Origin of the sequence: Nocardioides sp. Bht2 (assembly GCF_047308515.1) — a bacterium.
In the GTDB taxonomy this organism is placed as follows: Bacteria; Actinomycetota; Actinomycetes; order Propionibacteriales; family Nocardioidaceae; genus Nocardioides.
The window spans coordinates 158,949-183,040 of sequence record NZ_JBLBWI010000006.1 but is presented as its reverse complement, the minus strand read 5'-3'; the positions used below and the strand labels follow the sequence as shown (position 1 = coordinate 183,040).

General features: G+C 68.3%; 24 protein-coding genes. 16 read left to right on the top strand and 8 right to left on the bottom strand.

Going from position 1 to position 24,092, the window contains the following annotated elements; genetic code table 11:
* Nucleotides 1-2: 2 nt before the first annotated feature.
* The 9 genes from ACLM5J_RS10855 to holA all read left to right on the top strand — a co-directional run bounded on the left by ACLM5J_RS10855 (nucleotide 3) and on the right by holA (nucleotide 7,163).
* A complete protein-coding gene (locus ACLM5J_RS10855; protein ID WP_413656427.1) occupies nucleotides 3-2,261 on the top strand; it encodes an ATP-dependent DNA helicase RecG in 2,259 nt (752 codons plus the stop codon).
* Nucleotides 2,258-2,821: a 16S rRNA (guanine(966)-N(2))-methyltransferase RsmD gene (rsmD, locus tag ACLM5J_RS10850; protein WP_413656426.1), complete on the top strand. Its 564-nt coding sequence runs from the start codon at nucleotides 2,258-2,260 to the stop codon at nucleotides 2,819-2,821. Before ACLM5J_RS10855 ends, rsmD begins: the two co-directional genes overlap by 4 nt.
* Nucleotides 2,822-2,865: 44 nt before the next feature.
* The gene (coaD, locus tag ACLM5J_RS10845; RefSeq protein WP_413656425.1) at nucleotides 2,866-3,363 is read left to right on the top strand and encodes a pantetheine-phosphate adenylyltransferase; all 498 of its coding nucleotides are present in this window, start codon (nucleotides 2,866-2,868) and stop codon (nucleotides 3,361-3,363) included.
* A 68-nt stretch (nucleotides 3,364-3,431) separates the two neighbouring features.
* Complete coding sequence (locus ACLM5J_RS10840; RefSeq protein WP_413656424.1) at nucleotides 3,432-3,998, top strand: YceD family protein; 567 nt, start codon at nucleotides 3,432-3,434, stop codon at nucleotides 3,996-3,998.
* A gap of 53 nt (nucleotides 3,999-4,051) precedes the next feature.
* The gene (gene rpmF / locus ACLM5J_RS10835) at nucleotides 4,052-4,237 is read left to right on the top strand and encodes a 50S ribosomal protein L32 (protein WP_413656423.1); all 186 of its coding nucleotides are present in this window, start codon (nucleotides 4,052-4,054) and stop codon (nucleotides 4,235-4,237) included.
* Between the two features lie 19 nt (nucleotides 4,238-4,256).
* Nucleotides 4,257-4,967, top strand: a complete 711-nt coding sequence (gene rnc, locus ACLM5J_RS10830; protein ID WP_413656440.1) for a ribonuclease III — start codon at nucleotides 4,257-4,259, stop codon at nucleotides 4,965-4,967.
* Entirely contained in the window at nucleotides 4,960-5,832 is an 873-nt protein-coding gene (gene mutM, locus ACLM5J_RS10825; protein ID WP_413656422.1) for a bifunctional DNA-formamidopyrimidine glycosylase/DNA-(apurinic or apyrimidinic site) lyase, read from the top strand. The genes rnc and mutM overlap by 8 nt, the downstream gene beginning before the upstream one ends.
* Before the next feature lie 87 nt (nucleotides 5,833-5,919).
* A complete protein-coding gene (locus tag ACLM5J_RS10820; RefSeq protein WP_413656421.1) occupies nucleotides 5,920-6,129 on the top strand; it encodes a hypothetical protein in 210 nt (69 codons plus the stop codon).
* 50 nt (nucleotides 6,130-6,179) lie between these two features.
* Nucleotides 6,180-7,163, top strand: a complete 984-nt coding sequence (gene holA / locus ACLM5J_RS10815) for a DNA polymerase III subunit delta (RefSeq protein WP_413656420.1) — start codon at nucleotides 6,180-6,182, stop codon at nucleotides 7,161-7,163.
* Between the two features lie 101 nt (nucleotides 7,164-7,264).
* Here the strand turns inward: holA and rpsT are convergent, their stop codons facing one another.
* From rpsT to ACLM5J_RS10800, 3 genes are all read right to left on the bottom strand, one after another.
* The gene (gene rpsT / locus ACLM5J_RS10810; RefSeq protein WP_413656419.1) at nucleotides 7,265-7,525 is read right to left on the bottom strand and encodes a 30S ribosomal protein S20; all 261 of its coding nucleotides are present in this window, start codon (nucleotides 7,523-7,525) and stop codon (nucleotides 7,265-7,267) included.
* A 136-nt stretch (nucleotides 7,526-7,661) separates the two neighbouring features.
* Entirely contained in the window at nucleotides 7,662-8,588 is a 927-nt protein-coding gene (locus tag ACLM5J_RS10805) for a hypothetical protein (RefSeq protein ID WP_413656418.1), read from the bottom strand.
* A 72-nt stretch (nucleotides 8,589-8,660) separates the two neighbouring features.
* A complete protein-coding gene (locus ACLM5J_RS10800; protein ID WP_413656417.1) occupies nucleotides 8,661-9,140 on the bottom strand; it encodes a DUF4189 domain-containing protein in 480 nt (159 codons plus the stop codon).
* A gap of 157 nt (nucleotides 9,141-9,297) precedes the next feature.
* Here ACLM5J_RS10800 and lepA point away from each other — a divergent pair, with 157 nt between their 5' ends.
* Both lepA and ACLM5J_RS10790 read left to right on the top strand, forming a co-directional pair.
* Complete coding sequence (gene lepA, locus ACLM5J_RS10795) at nucleotides 9,298-11,208, top strand: translation elongation factor 4 (RefSeq protein WP_413656416.1); 1,911 nt, start codon at nucleotides 9,298-9,300, stop codon at nucleotides 11,206-11,208.
* Nucleotides 11,205-11,861 carry an MOSC domain-containing protein gene (locus ACLM5J_RS10790; RefSeq protein ID WP_413656415.1) on the top strand — a complete coding sequence of 219 codons (657 nt, stop codon included), beginning with the start codon at nucleotides 11,205-11,207 and terminating at the stop codon, nucleotides 11,859-11,861. Before lepA ends, ACLM5J_RS10790 begins: the two co-directional genes overlap by 4 nt.
* Nucleotides 11,862-11,878: 17 nt before the next feature.
* Here ACLM5J_RS10790 and ACLM5J_RS10785 read toward each other — a convergent pair whose 3' ends face one another.
* A complete protein-coding gene (locus tag ACLM5J_RS10785; RefSeq protein WP_413656414.1) occupies nucleotides 11,879-12,526 on the bottom strand; it encodes a TetR/AcrR family transcriptional regulator in 648 nt (215 codons plus the stop codon).
* A gap of 92 nt (nucleotides 12,527-12,618) precedes the next feature.
* Here ACLM5J_RS10785 and ACLM5J_RS10780 point away from each other — a divergent pair, with 92 nt between their 5' ends.
* Complete coding sequence (locus ACLM5J_RS10780; protein WP_413656413.1) at nucleotides 12,619-14,778, top strand: arylsulfatase; 2,160 nt, start codon at nucleotides 12,619-12,621, stop codon at nucleotides 14,776-14,778.
* Between the two features lie 85 nt (nucleotides 14,779-14,863).
* Here the strand turns inward: ACLM5J_RS10780 and ACLM5J_RS10775 are convergent, their stop codons facing one another.
* Nucleotides 14,864-16,471: an ABC transporter substrate-binding protein gene (locus ACLM5J_RS10775; RefSeq protein WP_413656412.1), complete on the bottom strand. Its 1,608-nt coding sequence runs from the start codon at nucleotides 16,469-16,471 to the stop codon at nucleotides 14,864-14,866.
* Between the two features lie 326 nt (nucleotides 16,472-16,797).
* Between ACLM5J_RS10775 and ACLM5J_RS10770 the strand changes: the two genes are divergently transcribed.
* From ACLM5J_RS10770 to ACLM5J_RS10755, 4 genes are all read left to right on the top strand, one after another.
* The gene (locus tag ACLM5J_RS10770) at nucleotides 16,798-18,636 is read left to right on the top strand and encodes an AMP-dependent synthetase/ligase (protein WP_413656411.1); all 1,839 of its coding nucleotides are present in this window, start codon (nucleotides 16,798-16,800) and stop codon (nucleotides 18,634-18,636) included.
* A 171-nt stretch (nucleotides 18,637-18,807) separates the two neighbouring features.
* A complete protein-coding gene (locus ACLM5J_RS10765; RefSeq protein WP_413656410.1) occupies nucleotides 18,808-19,710 on the top strand; it encodes a 3,4-dioxygenase subunit beta in 903 nt (300 codons plus the stop codon).
* Nucleotides 19,711-19,722: 12 nt separating this feature from the next.
* Nucleotides 19,723-20,934, top strand: a complete 1,212-nt coding sequence (hemW, locus tag ACLM5J_RS10760; protein ID WP_413656409.1) for a radical SAM family heme chaperone HemW — start codon at nucleotides 19,723-19,725, stop codon at nucleotides 20,932-20,934.
* Between the two features lie 27 nt (nucleotides 20,935-20,961).
* The gene (locus ACLM5J_RS10755) at nucleotides 20,962-21,396 is read left to right on the top strand and encodes an NINE protein (protein ID WP_413656408.1); all 435 of its coding nucleotides are present in this window, start codon (nucleotides 20,962-20,964) and stop codon (nucleotides 21,394-21,396) included.
* Nucleotides 21,397-21,399: 3 nt separating this feature from the next.
* On the opposite strand, the gene ACLM5J_RS10750 is transcribed toward ACLM5J_RS10755, so the two are convergent.
* From ACLM5J_RS10750 to ACLM5J_RS10740, 3 genes are all read right to left on the bottom strand, one after another.
* The gene (locus ACLM5J_RS10750; RefSeq protein WP_413656407.1) at nucleotides 21,400-22,251 is read right to left on the bottom strand and encodes a DUF3097 domain-containing protein; all 852 of its coding nucleotides are present in this window, start codon (nucleotides 22,249-22,251) and stop codon (nucleotides 21,400-21,402) included.
* A gap of 18 nt (nucleotides 22,252-22,269) precedes the next feature.
* Complete coding sequence (locus tag ACLM5J_RS10745) at nucleotides 22,270-23,094, bottom strand: MBL fold metallo-hydrolase (RefSeq protein ID WP_413656406.1); 825 nt, start codon at nucleotides 23,092-23,094, stop codon at nucleotides 22,270-22,272.
* Nucleotides 23,095-23,285: 191 nt separating this feature from the next.
* Complete coding sequence (locus ACLM5J_RS10740) at nucleotides 23,286-23,972, bottom strand: hypothetical protein (protein ID WP_413656405.1); 687 nt, start codon at nucleotides 23,970-23,972, stop codon at nucleotides 23,286-23,288.
* Nucleotides 23,973-24,092 lie beyond the last annotated feature (120 nt).

Sequence of the window (24,092 nt, the reverse complement as noted above, 5' to 3'; positions counted from 1 at the left end):
CGATGAGCACGATCACCCTGAACTCACCCATCGCTGCGGTGCTCGGGTCGACGGGCAAGGACAAGAAGAAGGCCGACGCCTTCATCTCCAAGCTCGGACTGGCCACCGTCGGCGACCTGCTGTGGCACTTCCCGCGTGCCTACCTGCCGACCGGAGAGATCACCGAGGTCGATCAGCTGACCGAGGGTCAGCCGTTGGCGGTGGTGGCCGAGGTGGTCAGCGCGAAGGCGTTCAGCTTCACCAACCGGGCCACCGGGCGGCAGGGTCACCGCACCGAGCTGGTGGTCACCACCAGCGGTCCGCGGCTCAAGCTCACTCTCTTCGCCAAGTCGAAGCACGTCGCCGAGTGGCATGTCAGCCAGTGGCAGCCGGGAACCAAGGGTGTCTTCACCGGCAAGGTCAGCCGGTTCCGGGAGGACTGGCAGTTGGCCCATCCGCAGATGGTGCGGATCACCGGCGACCACAACGACCACCGCGAGGAGTCGGCGCTCCTGCTCGCCGAGACGATGCGGGGTCTCTTCCCGATCTACCGGACCTCGGCACCGATCGAGACCTGGGACATCGCGCGGGTGGTCAACTTCGCGCTGAACGTCCTCGACGACCTGCCGGACCCGATCAGCAACCACGTCCGGGCCCAGCACGGGCTCGTCGATCTGAGCACGGCGCTCCGCGGCGTTCATCTGCCGGAGGAGAAGGCGGAACTCGACGCCGGGCTCCGCCGCTTCCGGTTCGCGGAGGCGCTGACCACGCAACTCGTGCTCGCGCGGCGGCGGGCCGCGACCCGAGTGCTCGGCGCGCAGCAGCGCACGGGTGGTGGCCGGCTGCTCGCCGAGTTCGATGCGCGGCTGCCGTTCACCCTCACCGACGGGCAACGCGAGGTGGGGGAGCAGATCGAAGCGGATCTGGCCCGCGCGCACCCGATGAATCGGCTGCTTCAGGGTGAGGTCGGTTCCGGCAAGACCCTGGTCGCCCTGCGCGCGATGATGCGCGTCGTCGACTCCGGTGGTCAGGCGGTGCTGTTGGCGCCGACCGAGGTCCTGGCCGCCCAGCACTACCGATCGATCGTCGCGATGATGGGCGATCTGGCTGCGGGTGGGCTGCTCGGCGGCTCCGAGCACGGAACCACGGTGACCCTGCTCACCGGGTCGATGAACAAGTCCCAGCGCACGGTCGCGATGTCGGCGATGGCGAGCGGCGAGGCCGGTCTCACCATCGGCACCCACGCCCTGCTGGAGGAGAACGTCCAGTTCGCCGATCTCGGACTGGTGGTGGTCGATGAACAGCATCGGTTCGGCGTCGAGCAGCGTGCCGCGCTCACCGACAAGGCGATCATGCCGCCGCACCTGCTGGTGATGACGGCGACGCCGATCCCACGGACCGTGGCGATGACGGTCTTCGGCGACCTGGAGGTCTCGACGCTGCGTGAGCTCCCGGCGGGACGCGCGCCGATCCAGACCAACGTGGTACCGCTGCGCGACCAGCCGGCCTGGTGGAACCGAGTCTGGGAGCGGGTCCGCGAAGAGGTCGCCAAGGGGCATCAGGTCTATGTGGTGGCACCCCGGATCGGTGGCGACGACGCCGAGGAGGGACAGGTCGACGCCGTCGACGTCGACGAGTCCGGCGAGGCGTTGCCCGGAGTCGCCGAGGGTTCGTTGACCGCGGTGGAGACGCTGCTCCCCGAACTCGTGGACGGACCGCTGGCGGGGCTCCGGCTGGCGATGCTGCACGGCCGTCTCGCCGGTGACGAGAAGGACCGGGTGATGCGGGCCTTCGCGGCCGGTGAGATCGACGTGTTGATCTCGACCACGGTGATCGAGGTCGGAGTCGACGTGGCGAACGCGACCACGATGGTGCTGATGGACGCCGACCGGTTCGGGATCTCGCAGCTGCACCAGTTGCGGGGTCGTGTCGGTCGTGGCGGGCTTCCGGGGCTCTGCCTGCTCGTCACCCGGGCCGAACGCGGTTCGGTGGCTCGTGATCGGCTCGCTGCGGTGGCTGCCAGTACTGACGGCTTCGAACTCTCCGTGCTGGACCTGGAGCAGCGCCGTGAGGGCGACGTCCTGGGCGCCGGTCAGTCCGGGTTCCGGAGCAGCCTGCGGCACCTCAAGGTGCTGCGCGACGAGAAGACGATCCTCGAGGCGCGGAGCGCTGCCGAGGAGTTGATGGAGGCAGATCCCGAGCTGCTCACCGAGCCTGGACTCCGGGCCGAGGTGGAGGCGTTGGAGCTGTCGAGCAAGTCTGACTACATGGAGCGTTCGTGACCAGGATCATTGCCGGAACCGCGGGCGGTCGTCGCCTGGAGACGCCGCGCACCGGTGAACTCACCCGTCCTACCTCGGACCGGGTCCGGGAGGCACTCTTCTCCTCGGTGGAGACCTGGTGCGGCTCGTGGTCGGGGCTGCGGGTGCTCGATCTCTATGCCGGCACCGGAGCGGTCGGTCTGGAGGCGTTGTCACGGGGTGCGGCGAGCCTCACCCTGGTCGAGCAGGACCGGGCGACGGCGGCGTTGATCAGCCGCAACGCCAAGACGCTCGGCTTCGACGCCACCGTGATCACCGCGAACGTGACCACCACACTCGGCGTTGCGCCGAGCGAGCCGTTCGACCTGGTCTTCCTTGACCCGCCCTACCCGATGTCGGACGCCGAGGTGGAGGAGACGCTGGCGGCTCTGGTCGCGAACGACTGGCTGGCCCCCGATGCGCTGATCGTGGTGGAACGCTCCGCCCGGAGCGGCGTGCCGACCTGGCCGGAGGGCATCGAGGCGGGCCGGGAGAAGCGCTACGGCGAGACCGTGCTGGGATATGGTCACACCTCACCGTGAGTCCTACTCCGACGGTGGAAGTCACGCAGCAGTTAGGGAGAACAGTGCGTAGAGCGGTCTGTCCTGGTTCCTTCGACCCGGTGACCAATGGCCACCTGGACGTGATCTCGCGGGCGGCCGACCTGTTCGACGAGGTGATCGTGGCGGTCGGCGTCAACGCCTCCAAGAACCGCTTGTTCACCCCGCAGGAGCGGATGGACATGATCTCCGAGGCCTGCCGCGATCTGACCAATGTCAAGGTCGACGGCTTCACCGGTCTGCTCACCTCCTACTGCCAGGAGCGGGACGTGCGGGCCATCGTGAAGGGCCTGCGCGCGGTCTCCGACTTCGAGTACGAGCTCCAGATGGCGCAGATGAACTCCTCCCTGGCCGAGGTCGAGACGGTCTTCGTGCCGACCAGCCCGGAGTACTCGTTCCTGGCCTCCAGCCTGGTCAAGGAGGTCGCCATGTTCGGTGGGGACGTCTCCGGTCTGGTGCCCGACTTCGTTCGGGAACGCCTGGTCGCCCGCCTGGAGGAGCGTCGGCGTGCCGGTGAGGGCTGAGCGTTTTGCTGCTGGGGCCCGATCCCAGGTAACCTTGGCGTGATTTGTACGGCGTGGGACGTGGAGAAGTGAACCAAACGCAATTGGACCCGAGAGCGCCGCTCGTGCTCGATACACGCGAGCTCGGCCGCCGCCCGGGGTCCCAGCATGAGGTACACCGATCCGTGCCTGCTCCCGCAGATCTCGGCATCGAGGTCCTCGCTGTCCCCGAAGGCTCGCCGGTCGAACTCGACCTGCGGCTGGAGGCGGTCATGGAGGGCGTGCTCATCACCGGTACGGCTACGGCCACACTGGAGGGTGAGTGTGTACGGTGCCTGGAGCCGTTGAGGGATGACCTCAACACCCGGTTCCAGGAGCTTTTCCTCAACGAGGACGGGGATTCCAACCCCGAAGACGACGAGGAGAGCGGTGTCGGTCGGCTGGTAGGCGACCTGATCGACCTCGAGCCGTTGCTGCGGGATGCGGTGGTGCTTGCACTGCCCTTCCAGCCGCTGTGTGAGGATGACTGCCCTGGGTTGTGCATCGAATGTGGTGTGCGGCTCAAGGATGATCCCGAGCACGGGCATGAGGAGCCGATCGACCCGCGTTGGGCGGGGCTGACGAGCTTCTCGGCCGAGCCGGACAACAAAGACTGATAAGCAAGTGGCAGACCGCGTGTGCGGACTGCTTGATCACGAGGAGAAAAACTGTGGCTGTCCCGAAGCGGAAGATGTCGCGCAGCAACACGCGTCACCGTCGCTCGCAGTGGAAGGCCGTCGCGCCGTCCCTGGTGAACTGCGCGAACCCCGCCTGTGGTGCCAAGCACCTCCCGCACCGTGCGTGCGGCGAGTGCGGCCAGTACGGCGCTCGTAGCGACCGTCGTCAGGTCCTCTGAGCCTTCGGGCACCAGAACCCTGATCGACTACGCAGGTCTTCGAGCGGCGCTCGGGAATCCGGAACTGGATCCCGAGCTGCTGGAGCGTGCGCTCACGCACCGCTCGTACGCCTACGAGAATGGCGGCCTGCCCACCAACGAACGCCTGGAATTCCTGGGCGACTCGGTGCTGGGTGTGGTCGTCACCGAAACACTCTTCCGGACCCACCCCGACCTGTCGGAGGGGCGTCTGGCGAAGTTGCGTGCCGCCGTGGTCAACGCTCGCGCGTTGGCTGTGGTGGCCCGCAACATCGGTCTCGGCGAGCACATCAAGCTCGGCCGGGGCGAAGACACCACCGGTGGTCGTGAGAAGGCGTCGATCCTCTCCGACACCGTCGAGGCTGTGATCGGTGCGATCTACATCACCGGCGGCTTCGAGAACGCCGGCCGGGTGATCCACCTGCTCTTCGACCCGCTGATGGCCGAAGCGGCGGAGTTGGGCGCCGGACTGGACTGGAAGACCTCCCTTCAGGAGCTGTCTGCCGAACGGAGCCTCGGCGTACCCGAGTACGTGATCGAGTCCGAGGGGCCCGACCACATGAAGTCGTTCACCGCCCAGGTGCGGGTCGGCGGAAGCATGTACGGCCACGGCGTCGGCCGCTCCAAGAAGGAAGCCGAGCAGCAGGCCGCCGAGACCGCCTACGGCGAGATCAAGGCGACGCCGGTGACCGGCGCTGCCGCCGATGCCTGAGCTTCCCGAGGTCGAGGTCGTCCGGCGTGGCGTCCAGAGCCATGCCGTCGGCGCCCGGATCGACGCCGTCGAGGTGCTGCACGACCGTCCGGTCCGTCGTGACCCGGGCGGTGCCAGCGGCTTCGTCGCGGCGATGACGGGACGCCGGATCACCGACGCCCGCCGCCGCGGCAAGTACCTGTGGCTCCCGCTGGACAACGGCGACGCCCTGATGACGCACCTCGGGATGAGCGGTCAGCTCCTCGTGCAGCAGCCCGGCGTCGCCGACGAGCGTCATCTGCGGGTCCGCTTCCTGCTCCGCGACGACGTCGGCGCGCATCGTGAGCTCCGCTTCGTCGACCAGCGGATGTTCGGCGGTGTCTGGTGTTCGCCGGGTGGGGCCGAACTGCCGGCCGAGATCGAGCACATCGCCCGCGACCTGCTCGACGAGGAGTTCGACCTCGACGCCTTCGTGGCCCGGGTCCGGCGGCGCTCCTCCGCGATCAAGCGGCTACTGCTCGACCAGACGCTGGTCAGCGGTGTTGGCAACATCTACGCCGACGAGGCGTTGTGGCGGGCACAGATCCACGGCGAGCGACCGGGGGAGAAGCTGACCGCCCGCCAGGTGCGCGAGCTGGCCGGCCACGCCCGTGAGGTGATGGAGGCGGCCCTCGCCCAGGGCGGCACCTCCTTCGACGCCCTCTACGTCAATGTCAACGGCGAGAGCGGCTATTTCGACCGTTCGCTGCACGCTTACGGACGCCAGGACGAGGCCTGCGAACGGTGCGGCACAGCGATCAAGCGGGTCGCCTTCATGAACCGCAGCTCCTACTTCTGCCCGACCTGCCAGCCGGCCCCGCGACGGCGTCGGACCACCTCAGATTGACGCTTGCGCTCCTGCGTGCGACTCTTGAAGACGGCCCGGTGCGCGCTTTCGCGACCGGCAGGTACAGGTTCTTCGAAAGGGCTTTTCATGGCCAAGGCGCTTCTCGGCTACATGAGCAGCGACCGCTCCACCGTTCGTCACACTGTTGAGCGCCTGGTTGCAGACAACCAGCAGCTGCGTCGTCAGGTGGCGGATCTGGAGGCACACCTCGAGCGGTTGCAGGCGGAGAACGCCCGGCTGACCAGCGCCGAGGCTGCGGTTCTGCTGGAGCCGATCGAGGAGATGCAGCCCGCCTGATTGATGCTCCCCGTCGTCTTGTCGGCGGGGTGTGACAGGCTGGCCTCATCATGGCTGGACCACGCGCAGCAGACGTCCTCGGACGCATCACCCTTGTCAGCGGCTCCGAGGAGTTCCTCAGCGAGCGCAGCGTCTCTGCGGTGCGTGCTGCGGTGCGCTCCCACGACCCGGAGTTCGAGTTCGCCGAGTCGATGGCGAGCGATCTGACGATGGCGACGCTGGGCGAGATGTCCGCCCCTTCGCTCTTCTCAGCCACCCGATGCGTTGTCGTCAGGGCCCTGGAGAACCTCCCCGACGAGTCCGTCGAGGGGTTGCTCGACTACGCCGCGTCCCCGGTCGAGGACGTCGCCCTGGTGCTCGTTCACGGGGGCGGCCAGAAGGGCACCGGAGTCCTCAACAAGCTCCGTAAGCTCTCCTCGGTGGTCGAGGTGAAGTCGCAGTCGCTGAAGGCCTCCGAGTTCGGCAGGTTCGTGGTCGGCGAGGCCCGCTCGGTAGGCGCTCGGATGGACGACGAGGCGGCTTCTTTCCTGGTCCAGGCGGTCGGTCAGGACCTGCGTGCGCTTGCCGCCGCGGTCGACCAACTCGCGAACGACTTCCACGGTGAACCGCTCGACGTCGAGCGGGTCAAGCGGTACTTCGGAGGTCGGGCCGAGGCGAAGTCCTTCGCCGTGGCCGACGCCGCCTTCTACGGTCGCCGATCGGCGGCCCTGGAGGAGCTCCGTTGGGCACTTGACGGCGGCACCGCCGCCGTCCTGGTCACCTCGGCGTTCGCCGGCAGCGCCCGTGGCCTGGCTCGGTACATCTCGGCGCCTCGTGGGCTCCGGGAAGGTGAGCTGGCCAAAGAGGTCGGCGTGCCGCCGTGGAAGCTGCGCACCCTGCGCGATCAGGTCCGCGGGTGGAGCCGTGACGGTCTGGCCGACGCGATCAATGCGATCGCGCGCGCGGACGCCGACATCAAGGGTGCAGCGCACGATCCTGCCTACACCCTGGAGCGACTGGTTCTGACCATCGCCGATCTGCGCGATCGTCACTAGGACGGATCGTCCCTAGGCGGCGTCAGTGCACGGGTCTAGGCTGCCAAATACAAGAAAGCGCCACTCCGGGGGAGCGGCGCTTTCTTACGAATGCAGGCGAATCAGAGGGCAGCAGCCTTCTTGCTGATCGCGGACTTGCGGTTCGCAGCCTGGTTCTTGTGGATGACGCCCTTGGAGGCAGCCTTGTCGAGCTTGCGGCCCGCCTCGCGTGCTGCAGCAACGGCAGCATCCTTGTCGCCGCCCTCAGCAAGCTCACGGAACTTGCGGATAGCCGACTTCAGACCGGTCTTGACAGCCTTGTTGCGCTCGCGAGCGATCTCGTTCTGTCGGTTCCGCTTGATCTGGGACTTGATGTTAGCCACTAGCCTGAGCCTCGATTTGTTGAAGGTACGTCGTCACGGGAAGTTCTGGGTGCGGTGCGTGCGCACGCCGCCAGGGCAGGCACCACACACGCGACTACGAACTTTAACAGTGGCCACGGGGTCGCCCAAATCGGAGTCAGGGCCGTGGCCACCCGCGTCGCTGGCAGAGCCAGTCGGCACAGGCCACGGTAAGGCGTCGTTGGTGCTCGCGCAGAAACGGCGAGTTGTGCGGGACCGGTCGGGAACAGGCCCGGGCGTACCAGGTCAGCTGGAGGGCCAGCAGAGCATCGATCTGCTCGGCGGGTACGTCCGCGGTCAGCGGTAGTGCCTCGAGCTGGTGCTGCGCATCGAGGCCGTCCGCGTAGGCCGTCGTCAGCAGCATCACGGTGTCGAGCCAGGCGGCACCGCGGGTCGGCCAGGACCAGTCGCAGAGCAGTGCCCGTTCCGGCCCGATCAGGAAGTTGTCGCCGCGGGCCTCGCTGTGCACCAGGTGATCGCCCGCGGTGGCGGTCGGGACCAGGTCGAGCAGGTCGGCGAGTCCGTCGATCGGTAGATCCGGGAAGGCGGCGAGCGCCCAGGGCAGGGAGGAGGTGACGTCGGCGTAGTCGTCGGCGAACGGAGTCAGCGCGAGGTTCGCGGGGGAGTGCGCGGCGAGTTGCCCGACGGCATCCAGGCAGCTGTCGAGTTCGGGCTGCTCCCACGGCGCGAGAGGCGTCAGTCCGGGAGCGTGCTCGATGACCAGCACGACCCAGTCGCTCTCGTGGAACCAGGTCAGCGCGGGGATCGGGAGGTCGGTACCGAGTCGGGCCAGCCACTCCGCTTCGGCGCGATACGAAGCCGCGACCGCCCGCTGGGCCTGGATCGAGGCGGCCTTGACGAAGTGTTGGGTGCCGCTGGCGGTGGTCAACACGGAGGCGAAGCCGGGGGTGAAACCCTGCTCGCATGAGGCGGCGTGGGTGACGGTGCCGATCTGCGTCTCGACCGCGCTGCGGATGTGCGGAGGCAGGAAGCGCCAGTCCAGACGGCGCGCGGTGCGCTCAGGGAGGACGGAGACGGTCAGCACGCCCCTATCCAACCCGACCGAGGCGCGAAAAGGCGCGACCACGACTCGTGTCGTGGTCGCGCCTTCGCGGGGTCAGCGGTAGCGGGTGGTGCAGACGTAGGTGTGCAGCTTCGCGCCGGAACCGACCTTCTTCTTGGCCTTGCGGACGGCGGCCTTCTTGGTGAAGGCGATGGCGCCGCGGTACTTGACGATCTCGCCGCCCTTGACCCGGACCGCGATCGCGCCGCACCCGTTGCGCACCCAGAGCACCGTGCGGCACCCGGCCGTGTCCGAGCGGCTCTTGCAGTGCCGGACGGCGGCCTTCTTGGCCTTCGCCTTGGTGGCCTTGTCGTAGGCCCATCCGCTCCAGCCGTCGTTGACGTTGAGTGCGATGGCGCCGAAGTTCGTGCGACGCGCGAGTACCGGGCTGGACTCCTGCGACCGCGCCGCGGTGGCGCCCTGGTTGCTGGCCGCGTTCGCCGGTGCGAATGCGGACAACATGCCGATGGCCAGCAGTAGAGCGGCTGTGAGGGCCCCCGCGCCTCGCAGAACGCCGTTCGTGTTCATCTTCATGGCTGTATCCCTCCGAGAACGAGTCGACGGAACTGTCGGCTCACCGCTGACCTACCCGAGTGGGCATGTGCCAAACCTAGGTTCGCGATTTCTTCGGCGCTTCCCCAACGTTCGGTAGTTGGCAGCGACTGCTGGTTCTGCGGCTCACCATGGGAGGATGGAGGTTCGTAGTCGATCAGTAGAAAGTGCACCCGTGAATAACGCACCCCAGCCCGGGCACACCGATCCCGCGATCATTCGGAACTTCTGCATCATCGCGCACATCGACCACGGCAAGTCGACCCTTGCCGACCGGATGCTGCAGCTCACCGGCGTCGTCGGCGCGCGTGAAGCCAAGGCGCAGTATCTGGACCGGATGGACATCGAGCGCGAGCGCGGCATCACCATCAAGAGCCAGGCGGTCCGGATGCCGTGGACCGTTGCCGAAGGCAACGAGGCCGGCGCCGAGCCGGGTACCTACGTGCTCAACATGATCGACACCCCTGGCCACGTGGACTTCACCTACGAGGTCTCGCGGTCCCTGCAGGCCTGTGAGGCCGCGATCCTGCTGGTCGATGCGGCTCAGGGCATCGAGGCCCAGACGCTGGCCAACCTCTACCTGGCGATGAGTGCCGACCTGCACATCATCCCGGTGCTCAACAAGATCGACCTGCCCAGCGCGAACGTGGAGAAGTACGCGTTGGAGCTGGCGAACCTGGTCGGCTGCGAGGTCGAGGACGTCCTGCTCACCTCCGCCAAGACGGGTCTGGGCGTCGAGGGGTTGCTGAACGAGATCGTCAAGCAGATCCCGGCGCCGGTCGGCGACGCCGAGGCTCCCGCCCGTGCCCTGATCTTCGACTCGGTCTACGACACCTACCGCGGCGTGGTCACCTACGTGCGGGTGGTCGACGGCGAGCTCTCGCACCGCGACCGGATCAAGATGATGTCGACCGGCGAGGTCCACGAGATGCTCGAGGTCGGCGTGATCAGCCCCGAGCCGGTCAAGGCAGGCAAGATCGGCGTCGGCGAGACCGGCTACCTGATCACCGGCGTGAAGGACGTCCGTCAGTCGCGAGTGGGTGACACGGTCACCGTCAGCACGCGGCCCGCAGAGCAGTCGCTCGGCGGCTACCAGCACCCGAACCCGATGGTCTACGCCGGTCTGTACCCGATCGACGGCGACGACTACCCGGTCCTGCGTGACGCGCTGGAGAAGCTCCAGCTCAACGACGCCGCGCTCACCTTCGAGCCGGAGACCTCAGGCGCTCTCGGCTTCGGTTTCCGGTGCGGCTTCCTCGGTCTCCTGCACATGGAGATCAGCCGGGAGCGCCTGGAACGAGAGTTCAACCTCGACCTGATCTCGACCGCACCCAACGTGGTCTACGAAGTGGTCATGGAGGACGGCTCACAGCACACGGTGACCAACCCGAGCGAGTACCCGGACGGCAAGATCCACGAGGTTCGGGAGCCGGTGGTCAGCGCCACGATCCTGGCGCCGTCGGACTACATCGGCACGATCATGGAGCTGTGCCAGCACAAGCGCGGCACCCTGCTCGGTATGGACTATCTCTCCGAAGACCGTGTTGAGATGCGCTACACCCTGCCGATGGGCGAGATCGCCTTCGACTTCTTCGATCAGCTCAAGTCCAAGACCAAGGGCTACGCGTCGCTGAACTACGAGCGCTCCGGTGACCAGGCGGCCGACCTGGTGAAGGTCGACATCCTGCTCCAGGGCGAGCCGGTCGACGCCTTCTCCGCGATCGTGCACCGCGAGTCGGCGTACAGCTACGGCGTGATGATGGCGGCGAAGCTCAAGGACCTGATCCCGCGACAGCAGTTCGAGGTGCCGATCCAGGCCGCCATCGGCGCCCGGGTGATCGCCCGCGAGAACATCCGTGCGATCCGCAAGGATGTGCTCGCCAAGTGCTACGGCGGTGACATCAGCCGTAAGCGCAAGCTGCTGGAGAAGCAGAAGGAGGGCAAGAAGCGGATGAAGATGGTCGGCCGCGTCGAGGTGCCCCAGGAGGCCTTCGTGGCCGCGCTCTCCACCAGCGGCGGCGGCGCAACGGACAAGTCTGCCAAGAAGTGACCGAGGCCGGCGCCCGGATCCATTCCGTCAATGTGGGTGCGGTCCGTGCCGTGCCCTGGGGCGGTCGCGGGCGCGGCACGCGGAGTGCGATCAGCAAGGGCGCTGTTCGTGGCGACGTCGCGGTGGGGCGGCTCGGCCTGGCCGGCGACGAGCAGGCCGATCTACGGCACCACGGCGGACCGGACCGTGCGCTCTACGCCTTCGCGCTGGAGGATCTGGAGCGCTGGTCGGGTGAGCTGGGCGGCCCGCTGGCCCCTGGCGATTTCGGCGAGAACCTGACGACGGTCGGGATCGATCCGAACGCGGCGCTGGTCGGGGAGAAGTGGCGGATCGGTACTGCCTTGGTGCAGGTCTGCTGGATCCGGACACCGTGCTTCAAGTTCCAGGCCCGGTTGGGGGAGCTGGGTTTCGCGACCGCCGGGTGGCTCAAGCGGTTCACCGCCGACCTCCGGCCGGGACCCTATCTGCGGGTTCTCGAGGAGGGGACGCTCCGGGCCGGCGATGTGATCGTCGTCGAGGAGCGCCCCGAGCACACGGTGAGCGTCTCGGAGATGTTCCGGATCGTCACCACCGAGCGCGAGCGGCTGCCTGAGCTCCTGGCGATCGACGCCCTGCCCGCGTTCGCGCGCGAACAGATCACCGCAGTCGACTGAGGATCCCTTGGTCAGGGTCACGCGGCCCGGAGTAGCGCGGTCAGCATGGTGACCAGTTCGCTGACCAACTGTTCGGTGGCGACGTCGAGGGTGCCCTCGGTCGCTTCGCGTTCCTGGTCGGCCAGGGTCCGGGTCGCGGTCTGCGCCAACCAACGCATCCGGCGCGCGAAAGTGGCGTCGTCCAACTCCGGCAGCTCGGTGCGCAGGGCACCCTCGAGACGACGGATCTGGGTGGGCCGGGTGGCGAGCTCGGCGGCTGCGTGACCGCCGCGCAGAGCGACCAGTTGGGCCAGGAAGCGCAGGTACCAGCTGGGGTTCTCCGGCGACGCGGCAGCTGCCAGTTCGGCGAGCGGAGCGACGAAGCACCGGACGAGATCGGCGAGTGGGTCGGCGGACGGTGTGCGCTGCATCGCGTCGAGCAGTGCACCTCGGCGCTCCTCGACCGGGGTCGACCGCTCGGCGACGATCGCGCCGACCAGGCCGTCGCGGGTACCAAAGTGGTACTGGGCGGCGGAGTTGTTCCGCTGCCCGGCGGCCTGCCCGACCGAGCGGAGGGAGACGCCCTCCAAGCCGTGCTCGGCGAAGAGTCGTTCTGCCACCTCGAGCATGTGCTGGCGGGTCTGCGCGCGCGGGGCAGGCGCGGGGGAGGGCACGGTGCTGGTCACGGGCTGCAGGCTACCGCGCCTGGGAATCGACGTTGACACCGGATTGAGACATGTGTCTGAATCGGGGGAGTTTCCCCTGCCTGAGGAGTTCCATGACCGCCCCGCGTCCCAACATCGTGGTCGTCCTGCTGGACGACGTCGGCTTCGGTGCCGCCTCCACTTTCGGTGGCCCGATCCACACCCCCACCCTGGACCGGCTGGCCGCCCGCGGCCTGCGCTACAACCGGTTCCACACCACGGCGATCTGCTCGCCGACCCGAGCTTCGCTGCTGACCGGGCGCGACGCCCACGCCACCGGCGTCGGCACTGTGCTCAACTCGGCCTTCGACCATCCCGCCTACCGCGGCGTGCTGCGTGAGGAGACCACGCTGGTCGCCCGCCACCTGTGCGACGCCGGATACAGCACCGCCTGCATCGGCAAGTGGCACCTGGCGCCCACCTGGGAGAGCTCTCAGGCAGGCCCGTTCACCCGCTGGCCCACCGGTCGCGGCTTCGACCACTTCTACGGCTTCCTCGGTGGCGAGACCCACCAGTTCGAACCGACCCTCTACGAAGGCACCCGGCCGGTCGACCGCCCGGACCGCGAGGACTACCACCTCACCGAGGACCTGGTCGACCGTTCGATCGAGTGGGTGCAGATGCGCCAGTCGATCACCCCCGACCGGCCGTTCTTCCTGTACCTGGCGCCCGGCGCCACCCACGCCCCACTGCACGTCCCGCCGGCCTGGAGCGCCAAGTACGCCGGCGCTTTCGACCAGGGCTGGGACGCCGTCCGCGAGCAGACCTGGCAGCGTCAGCAGGCCGAGGGCGTCGTCCCGGGCGACACCACGCTGACCCCGCGCCCCGAGGAGATCCCGGCCTGGTCGGAGTTGAGCGACGACGAGCGCACCGTGGCGACCCGCCTGATGGAGGTCTACGCCGGATTCCTGGAGCACACCGACACGCACCTCGGCCGTCTCGTGGACGCGCTGGAAGAGAGTGGCGAGCTCGACAACACCCTGTTCTGCTACGTGGTCGGTGACAACGGCAGCAGCGCCGAGGGTGGCCCCGCCGGGGCGCTCAACTACATGGGCACGCTGCAGGGCCTGCCGGAGCCGACGGAGCTGCGGATGGCGGCGCTGGACCGGATCGGCACCGCCGACTCCTACGCGCAGTACCCGGCCGGTTGGGCCTGGGCGATGACAGCGCCGTTCCAATGGATGAAGCAGGTCGCCTCGCACCTCGGCGGTACCCGGAACCCGATGGTCATGTGCTGGCCGGACGGGATCACCGGGGCCGGCGAGTGGCGGACCCAGTTCGGCCACGTCAACGACCTCGTACCCACCTTCTTGGAGGTCGCCGGGGTCAGCGCTCCGGAGTCGGTCGACGGCGTCGAGCAGTTGCCGTTCGACGGCACCTCGATGACGGGCACCTTCGCGGCGGCCGACGCGCCCGAATATCACCGCACCCAGCTCTTCGAGGTGAACGGTCACCGGGCGATCTATCACGACGGCTGGCTCGCCAGCGCCCACCACGGCGGAGTGCCGTGGACCGTCGGTCTGCCCGGCAAGCCGCGTGAGTTCGAGGCCGACACCTGGGAGCTCTACCACCTGGAGACGGACTTCAGTCAGTCCCAGGACCTGGCCGCCGAGCGCCCTGAGCTTCTGGCCGAACTTCAGGAGCTCTTCGACACCGAGGCGACGCAGCTCGGGATCCTGCCGCTGCAGGACGCCCGGATCCGGCGTCCCGGCCTGCCGAACCTGGTGGAGGGCCGGACCAGCTTCACCTTCCACGCCGGCATGGTCGGTATGCCTGAGGGTCAGGCGCCGCGCTTCGTCGGTCGGTCCTGGCACCTCTCGGCCCGACTGCAGGCCGACGACGCGGTGGCCGGTGTGATCGCGACGGTCGGCGGCCGGGCCGCCGGGTGGTCGCTGTGGATCGACGCCGAGCGGCGTCCGGTGATCAGCTACCGGACCTTCGAGGTCGATCAGGCCGAGGTTCGCGGTGAGCCGCTGGCGGCGGGGGAGCACGTCGTCGAGGTGGTCTTCGACTACGAGGGGCCCGGGTGGGGACGTCCGGCCACGCTGCGGCTGGTGGTCGACGGCGCCGAGGTCGGTCACGGTCGGGTGCGGGCCACGCCGCCGGCGATCTTCTCCATCGACGAGACGTTCGACATCGGCTGCACCACCGGTTCGCCGGTCGGTGACTACCCGGTCCAGTACCCGTTCGTCGGCGGGCGCCTGCTGCGGGTGGACCTGGAGCTCGACGGCTGAGCCACGGCTCGCTGCGAACCCCTGGAACGCACGAAGTGCCCGCCCCGATCGATCGGGGCGGGCACTTCGTCGTTACTCAGTCAGTTCAGGACTTCCATGCCTTGTGGAACAGCAGCATGTTCACACCGGTGGGAACGACGCCGTGGACGTTCTTGCCCCACGGCGAGAAGAAGCCGCCGGCGGAGATGACGGCACCGGGCACGGTCTCCTGCCACAGGGCGTTGATCTCGGCCAGCGTGTCGACGGCCTCGACCGGCATCTTGGTCTGGAGGTCGGCGACGAGGGCGTCCATCTCCTTGTTGGCGTAGCCCGAGGGGTTGGCCGGGGAGGTGCTCACCACGTTGTTGGCGAAGCTCATGTACGGGTCCTCGGAGAGGCTCATCGAGCCCATCGCCAGGTCGAAGTCCTTCTTCACGTACAGGCGGGTGGTCTGCTCGGTGATGTCGCGGAGCAGCTCGACCTCGATGTCGAAGCCGACAGCCTCCAGCTGGGCCTCCAGCGTGACGGCACCGGTCTGCGAGGTCTGGTCGGACTGGGTGATGTAGCTCAGCGAGGTGTCCGCGCCGTCAGCCTTGGCCTCGGCGACCAGCTTCTTCGCCTCGGCGATGTTCTGCTCGGGGAGCTCGATCTCCTTGTAGTAGGCGAACGCCTCGCTGTAGAGGCCGCGGGTCGGCTGACCGGCGCCGCCCTGGGTGCGGTCCAGGTACTGCTCCGGGTTGGTGGCCAGGTTGATCGCCTTGCGCAGGCGCTCGTCGCTGCCGCCGCGACCCTCGCGGTTGTTGATCCACACGACCTGGCTGATGCCGGCCGGGCTCATCGCGCCGGCGAAGCCGTCCTTGCGGGCGTTCTCCAGGACGCCGGCGGTGCGGACGCTGATCACGTCGGCCGAGCCGGCCTTGAGGCTGTCCAGCTTGGCCTGGTCGGCCTGGACCCAGGTGAAGCGGAGCTTGTCGAGGTTCGGAGCCTCGCCGAAGTACTTCTCGTTGCGGCTGAGGATGAGCTCCTCGGCCGGCTTGTAGGTGTCGAACTTGAACGGGCCGGCGCCGATCGGCTTGAACTTCTCCGGGCCGCCCGCGATCGCGGCCGGTGCCAGGATCATGCCGGGGCCGGCGGCGAGCATCGCCGGGAAGGTCGCCCACGGCTTGTTCAGGGTGAAGACGACGGTGTTGTCGCCTTGCGGCGTCATCTTGGAGATGTTGGTGTGCAGGAGCAGGGTGTTGAAGCCCTGGTTCTGCATGTAGTACCCGATGCTGGCGACGACGGCCTGGGCGTTGAGCGGGGTGCCGTCGGTGAAGTTGACGCCGTCGCGCAGGGTCAGGGTCCAGGTCTTGCTGTCCTTGGTCTCCAGGGACTTGGCCATCAGCGGGGAGTACTCGCCGGTCGCCGGGTCGTAGGACATCAGCACGTCGTAGATGGCGGCCAGGGCGTTACCGCCGACGGCGCCGTTCGGAATGGTCTTGGTCGGGTCGAGGCTGCGCGCCTCGCCGTACTCGATGACCTCGAGGGTGCCGCCCTTCTTCGGGGTACCGGCGCTCTGGTCACCGACCAGCCCGGCCACGTACATCGCGCTGTTGTCGGTCTTGTCCGAGGAGGACGACTTGTCGTCGCCGGTGTCGGCACAGGCGGTCAGCACGAGCGCGCCGGCGAGCGCGGCGACGGCGAGGCGGGAATAGCGGGCGGGGCGGTTACGCATGGGTCCTCCATCAACGGGGGCCGGCGCAGGCGTGCGCTCGGCCGGCTCAATCGACTTCACGCTAGGTGCGAGTTGGATCACGTGTCGGATGTGATCCCGCTCATCGGAAGACGCATGACTTAAAGGTGCGAAATGGTGCGATCGGGCGCGTGGCATCGCCGTCGACCGGCTCAGGCATGGGATCGAGTCCCCATTGCAGGGCAGCAGTCTGGCCTCAGAGCAGCGAATCCCGTGCGTTCTGGGCCACAGTGATCTAGGTTACGTACTGCCCAGTAAGCGGTCCCGTTACGGAGCAGACGGGATGTACCTGCAGGAGATGTTTCCCCATGCCGATCAACCGTGACGCTGCCTTTGTCGATGCGATGCCGCCGAGCGTGGCAGCCCAATTCCTGGACCGAGTGCGTCGGTCCGGAGACCGAGAGGCATACCGGTTCCCGGTCGGTGAAGGGTGGCAGTCGGTCACCTGGAAGGAGACCGGCGACCAGGTCAACCGGCTCGCCGCGGGCCTGATGGCTCTCGGTGTCCAGCCCGAGGAGCGGGTCGGCATCCTCTCCGGCACCCGCTACGAGTGGATCGTCGCCGACCTCGCGGTGATGTGCGCAGGTGCCGCGACCACCACGGTGTACCCGACGACGCACGCCACCGACACTGCGTACATCCTCGGTGACTCGGAGTCGCGGGTCGTCTTCGCCGAGGACGACGAGCAGGTCGCGAAGCTGATCGAGACGAAGGCCGAGCTGCCGCACCTGATCAAGGTCGTGGTCATCGACGGCACGGCCGACGGCGACTGGGTGATCGGTCTGTCCGACCTCGAGAAGCTGGGCGAGGAGTTCCTGGCGGCCAACCCGTCGGCCGTCGAGGACCACGTCGCCGAGATCACCGGCGAGCACCTGGCCACCCTGATCTACACCTCGGGTACCACCGGTCGCCCCAAGGGCGTCCGCCTGCGGCACCGTTCCTGGGTCTACGAGGGCGAGTGCATCCGCACCCAGGGCATCCTCACCGAGGACGACCTGCAGTTCCTCTGGCTGCCGATGGCCCACTCCTTCGGCAAGGTCTTGCTCTCCACCCAGCTGTCGATCGGCTTCGCCACCGCGATCGACGGTCGGATCGACAAGATCATCGACAATCTGGCCGTCGTCCGCCCCACCTTCATGGGTGCGGCGCCCCGGATCTTCGAGAAGGCCTACGGCCGGATCATCACCATGCAGGCGGCCGAAGGCGGCCTCAAGGAGAAGATCTTCCACAAGGCGTTCGAGGTCGGCACCGCCGTCGACCGACTCAAGCGCAACGGCAAGCCGGTCCCGTTCCTGCTCAACCTGCAGCACGGCCTCTTCGACAAGCTCGTCTTCTCCAAGGTGCGCGACCGCTTCGGCGGACGGGTCCGGTTCTTCATCTCGGGCGCGGCCGCGCTGAACAAGGACATCGCCGAGTTCTTCCACGCCGCCGGCATCCTGATCCTGGAGGGCTACGGCCTGACCGAGACCGCCGCCGGTGCCTTCGTCAACCACCCCGACAGCTACAAGTTCGGCACCGTCGGCATGGTCTTCCCGGGAAGCGAGGTCCGGATCGTCAACGAGTTCGGCGAGGACGCCACCGAGGGTGAGGTCTGGGTCAAGGGCCCCGGCATCATGGAGGGCTACCACAACCTCCCCGAGGAGACCTCGAAGGCGCTCTCCGACGGCTGGCTGCGGACCGGCGACAAGGGTTCGCTGGACGAAGAGGGTCACCTCACCATCACCGGCCGGATCAAGGAGCTCTTCAAGACCTCCGGCGGCAAGTACGTCGCACCGCCGGCGATCGAGGCCAAGTTCAAGGCGATCTGCCCCTACGCCAGCCAGTTCATGGTCTTCGGCGCAGAGCGCAACTACGTCGTCGCGCTGATCACCCTCGACCCGGACGCGATGGCGGGCTGGGCCGAGGAGAACGGCATGGCCGGCAAGTCCTACACCGAGGTGGTCAACTCGGAGGCCGTGACCAAGATGGTCGACGACTACGTCAACGAGCTCAACGGGCAGCTGAACCGCTGGGAGACGATCAAGAAGCACGTCATCCTCGACCACGACCTGACCGTCGAATCGGGTGAACTCACCCCCTCGATGAAGGTCAAGCGCAACGTCGTTGAGCAGAACAACAAGGAGCTCATCGAAGCGCTCTACACCTGAGCCGAACCGTCAGGCACACGCGCCGAACCGTCAGTAATACGCGCCGAACCGTCAGGCAAACGCGCGGACGCCGGGTCACAGGCCGGGCACAGGTGGGGCACAGCATGACGCGCTGCAATGGGTGTCGACCGGATCACCGGTCGGCACCCATCGCCGTTTCGGGAGACAGAGATGACTGACGCAGAGATCCACGACCACGATCGCGGGTTACAGCACGACCTGCCCAAGCTGGCCGCCAGCGGCTTCGGGCGACGCCGCCTGTTGGGACTCTTCGGTGCCGCCGGCGCGGCGGCTGTGTTGAGCGCCTGCGGTGACGACGGCTCGTCGGGCAGTAACGGAACGAGCAGCTCCAGCTCTGCCGGTGGCCCACCGGCAGGTGGCCCGAACTCGGGAGGTGCGCCGCCGGGAGGTGGGATGGGTGGAGACTCCAGTGTCGAGGTCGCCGAGGGGGAGATCCCGGAGGAGACCGCCGGGCCCTACCCGGGCGACGGCTCGAACGGGGTCAACGTGCTCAGCGAGAACGGGGTGGTCCGCAGTGACATCCGGTCCAGCTTCGGAGCCGCCAGTGGGGTCGCCGCAGGGGTGCCGATCACGGTGAAGCTGCGCGTCCTCGACCTCAACGGTGATGAGTCGGCACCGCTCGCCGGTGCCGCGATCTACCTGTGGCACTGCGACCGCAACGGCGACTATTCGATGTACTCCGAGGCGATCAAGGACGAGAACTATCTGCGCGGCGTCCAGGAGACCGATGCGCAAGGGCGGGTCGAGTTCACCACCGTCTTCCCGGCCGCCTACTCCGGCCGCTATCCGCACATGCACTTCGAGGTCTATCCGAGCCTGGCCGAGGCGACGTCGTCGACCAAGAAGCTGCGCACGTCCCAACTGGCACTGCCCGAGGACGTCTGCGCCGAGGTCTACGGCAACGCCGAGGGTTACTCGGCGAGCCTGGACCGGTTGACCCAGACCCCCTTGGACTCCGACGGGATCTTCGCGGACGGGTACTCGTTGCAGATGGCGAAGGTGACCGGCAGCATCACGCAGGGGTACGTCGCGACGCTCAATGTGCCGATCTGATTTGATGGAGGGGTGCCCTCAACCCCACCCGTCGGTGAGCCGGCGCCCCTCGACGGGCAGCTCCCCGCAAGCGCGCTGAACGGTCAGGCCGACCGTCCGTTGGCGTTCTACGTCCACGTGCCCTACTGCAGGGTGCGCTGCGGCTACTGCGACTTCAACACCTACACGGCGTCCGAGCTCGGTGGCGGCGCCTCCCAGGCGGGTTACGCGGACACCGCGATCGAGGAGATCCGGTTGGCCCGTCGCGTTCTCGGCGACGTCGACCGGCCGGTGGACACCGTCTTCTTCGGTGGCGGCACCCCGACCTTGTTGCCGCCCGGCGACCTCGGCCGGATCCTCGGTGCGATCCGGGACGAGTTCGGCCTGCTGCCCGGCGCGGAGGTGACCACCGAGTCCAACCCCGACAGTGTGGATGCGGTCGGCCTGGCGGTGCTGGCCGAGGGCGGGTTCAACCGGATCTCCTTCGGTATGCAGTCGGCCGTGCCCCGGGTGCTGGCCACCTTGGAACGCTCGCACGACCCGGAGCGGGTACCGCATGTGGTCCGCTGGGCGCGTGAGGCCGGGATCGAACAGGTCAGCGTGGACCTGATCTACGGCACCCCCGGGGAGAGCCACGCGGACTGGGCGACGTCGCTGGAAGCGGCGCTGAGCACCCGGCCCGACCACGTCTCCGCCTACTCGTTGATCGTGGAGGAGGGCACCGCCTTCCACCGTCGGGTACGGCGCGGTGAGCTGCCGATGCCCGACGAGGACGATCTGGCCGAGAAGTACCAGATGGCCGACGACGCGATGCGCGGTGCCGGCCTGGAGTGGTACGAGGTCTCGAACTGGTCGCTCGGTGCCGACACCCGCTGCCGGCACAACCTGCACTACTGGCGTGGGGCCGACTGGTGGGGCGCCGGGCCCGGCGCGCACTCGCACGTGGGCGGCGTCCGGTGGTGGAACGTGAAGCACCCGTCGGCTTATGCGAACCGGTTGGCGGCCGGCGAGAGCCCGGCGCAGGGGCGCGAGGTGCTGACCGAGGACAACCGATACCTGGAGCGGCTTCTGCTCGAGGTCCGGCTCGCCGAGGGGATCGACGTCGCGGTGCTTGCCGCCGAGGGCGTGGCCGCGCTGCCCGGTCTGCGGGCCCGGGGGTTGATCACCGAACGGCCGGACCGGGTGGTGCTGAGCGACGCCGGCCGGCTGCTCGCCGACGGTGTCGTCCGCGATCTCCTCGGCTGAGGGGCGCGCGGCGCTTAGGCTTGCGCCATGAGTGAAGGTCCAGAGAACCCCCAGCCGCCGTACGGCGAGCAGCCGCAGCAGCCCCAGCCGCCCTACGGCGAGCAGCCCCAGCCGCCCTACGGACAGCAGCCCTACGGGCAACAGCCGTACGGCCAGCAGCCCTACGGTCAGCCGGGCTACGCCCAGCCCTACGTCAACCCGGCGGCCCCGTACGGCGTGCACCCGGTGACGGGGATCCCGTACTCCGACAAGTCCAAGCTGCTGGTCGGCCTGCTGCAGCTGCTGGTGCCGCTCGGTATCGGGCGGATGATGATGGGCCAGACCGGGATGGGCGTCGCCCAACTCCTGGTCACCATCTTCACCTGCGGTATCGGCGCCCTGTGGCCGTTCATCGACGGCATCGTGATCCTGGTGAGCGACGATGTCCGTGACTCCCAGGGCCGCCCGCTCCGCCCGAACTGACGGTTACGTCGTCACGAAGTCGATCAGTTCCTCGACCCGGCCGAGTAGGGCCGGGTCGAGGTCGGCGAACGAGTCGACCTTGGAGAGGATGAACTGCCAGGCGCGCGCGATGTCGGCCTGATCGCGGTGCGGCCAGCCGAACTGCTGGCAGACACCCTTCTTCCACTCGAGGTGCCGTGGCACCTTCGGCCAAGCGGTCTTGCCGATCCGCTCCGGCTTGACCGCCTCCCAGACGTCGATGAACGGGTGGCCGACGATCAGCACGTGTGCGCCATGCGGGCCACGCTGCACGGCTTGCGCGATCTTGCTCTCCTTGGACCCCGGTACCAGGTGGTCGACGAGGACTCCGACCTTCCGCTGCGGGCCCGGCTTGAAGTCGCGCAGCGCCTCGGAGAGGTCGTCGACGCCGCCGAGGAACTCGACGACGACGCCCTCGATCCGGAGGTCGTCGCCCCACACCTTCTCCACGAGTTCCGCGTCGTGGCGGCCCTCGACGAAGATCCGGCTGGCGCGAGCCACCCTGGCCTTGGCCCCCTGGACGGCGATCGAGCCCGATGCGGTCCGCGTCTTCGCGGCGGGCGCCGCGATCGTGACCGGCGGAACGAGGACCACCGGCTTGCCGTCGATCAGGAAACCCGGGCCGAGCGGGAAGGTCCGGCGCTTGTTGCGGCGGTCCTCCAGGGTGACGGTGCGCAGGTCACGGTCGATGCCGACCACTTCACCGCACCAGTCGGTGGTGATCTCCTCGACGACGAGGCCGACGGTGGCCTCGGTCTCGGTGGAGCGGCCGCGCTTGGGCACGCGCCAGTCGCCGGAGAGGACGTCGGAGCCATAACGATCGTGCGGGGAAGTCACCGCGCCACGCTAGCCGGGTCAGGCCATCGGGAGACGGAGCGACCCGCGGGGGAGTTGGGCCCAACCCCGGGCTACGGCGTGCCGCAGCGCCTCACGTGGGAAAGGCCACGTCCCGGAGTCGAGGACCGCGTCGGCGCGGACGCCGTCAGCGGCGAGGATGCGGATCGTCTCGGCGACGGTGGCGATCTGGTCGCGCTGTTCGGCGACGAATGCCGCGTCGACGACGGCGCCGTGACCCGGGACGTAGCGGGCGGCAGGAGCCAGTGAGCTCACCAGGTCGAGGGAGGCGGCCCACTCCAGGGGGAAGGAGTCGGGACCGTAGGCCGGTGGTGCGGACTCCTCGATCAGGTCCCCGGCGATGAGGAGGTCGGCGTCCGGGATCAGGGCGACGATGTCGCCGCCGGTGTGGCCCCGGCCGGGGTGGACCAGTTCGATCTGGCGCTCGCCGAGGTCGAGCGCCCGGACCGAGGCGAAGGTCTCGGTGGCGGGGACGATCCGGGAGCTTCGGATCTCGTCGGCGCGGACGTCGTCCACGGTCTCGGCGATGCCGCGGACGGCGGCCTCCGGGGTGTTTGCGGCCGCGGTCTCGTGGGCGATGATCGCGACGTCGTCGAAGGCGGCGTTCCCGAGCGTGTGGTCGAAATGCTCGTGGGTGTTGACCACAGCGATCAGCGGCGTCGAGGTGAGGGCGCGGACCTGGTCACGCAGCCCCCGTCCGAAGAGCTCCGAGGCCCCGGTGTCGATCACCGCGACGCCGGTCGTGCCGGCGATCACGGTCAGGTTGAGGTCGAACCATTCATGCCGTTGCACCCAGACCCGGTCGGCGACCTCGATGAACTCCATGCGCCCAAGCTACCGACCCGAGGCCGCACAAATAGCTCCCGAGGGCGCAGTAATAGCGATCGAAAGTGCAGAACTCCGAATCTCGAATGCTATTTGTGGGCCCTCGGGCGTGTGGCTGACGGTTCGGGGCGTATGCCTGACGGTTCGGGGCGTATGCCTGACGGTTCGGACCGTATGCCTGACGGTTCGGGCTAGCAGAGGCCTGCGTGGAGGTGGCGGCTGAGCAGTTCGGCGAGCTCCTCGGGGGAGTCGGCGGCGCGGTCGAAGGTGACCTGGCGCTGGTGGGCGCCGGTGTTGTCGACCCAGGCGAGCCAGACGCCGTCGGCGGTCAGGTCGAAGAGCCGGACGCCGGCGATCGCGTGTGGACGGGTGCCGGTCGCCATCGAGACCGCGGAGCGGAGCTCGTCCTGGTGGCAGTCGTTGGCATGGGCCAGCGAGCGGTGCAGGTAGCCGCGGTTGAGCCGGAACTCGGGCCGGGTGAACTCGTCGGCCGAGACGTGCAGGTGCCGGGCCGGGTGGGGGGTGTCGCGGCCGTCGACCAGGGAGACCATCGAGACCCGTAGTTCGACGACGACCCGGCCGCCGTGGTCGCGGTGGTGGGTGGTCAGCTGGCCGGCGATCACGATCGCGCGCTCGGCGTTGAGGCTGCTGGTGACCCGGAGCAGGGCGTTGCTGTTGGCGAGCGCGGCACTCTCCAGCAGCGAGCCGGCGAGGGTGAGGAAGACCGGGGTGCCGTTGTCGTCGATCAGACCGAGGTCGTCGTCGATGGCATCCTCGACTCCTTGGACCACGAGGCTGGCGCCGGCGGGGCAGGAGAGGATGCTGCGGGCCTCTGCGGCGATCTCCGCGGGCTGGTACGACGGCGTTGCGGTCGACATGGTCTTCCCTTCGCTGGACTACTTAGGGAAGCCTAACCTATGGCGCTCTGTGGCGGAAGCCCCTGATCCACCGACTGGCGGGTATCCTTGGCACTCGTGCACAAGGAGTGCCAGTGCCCG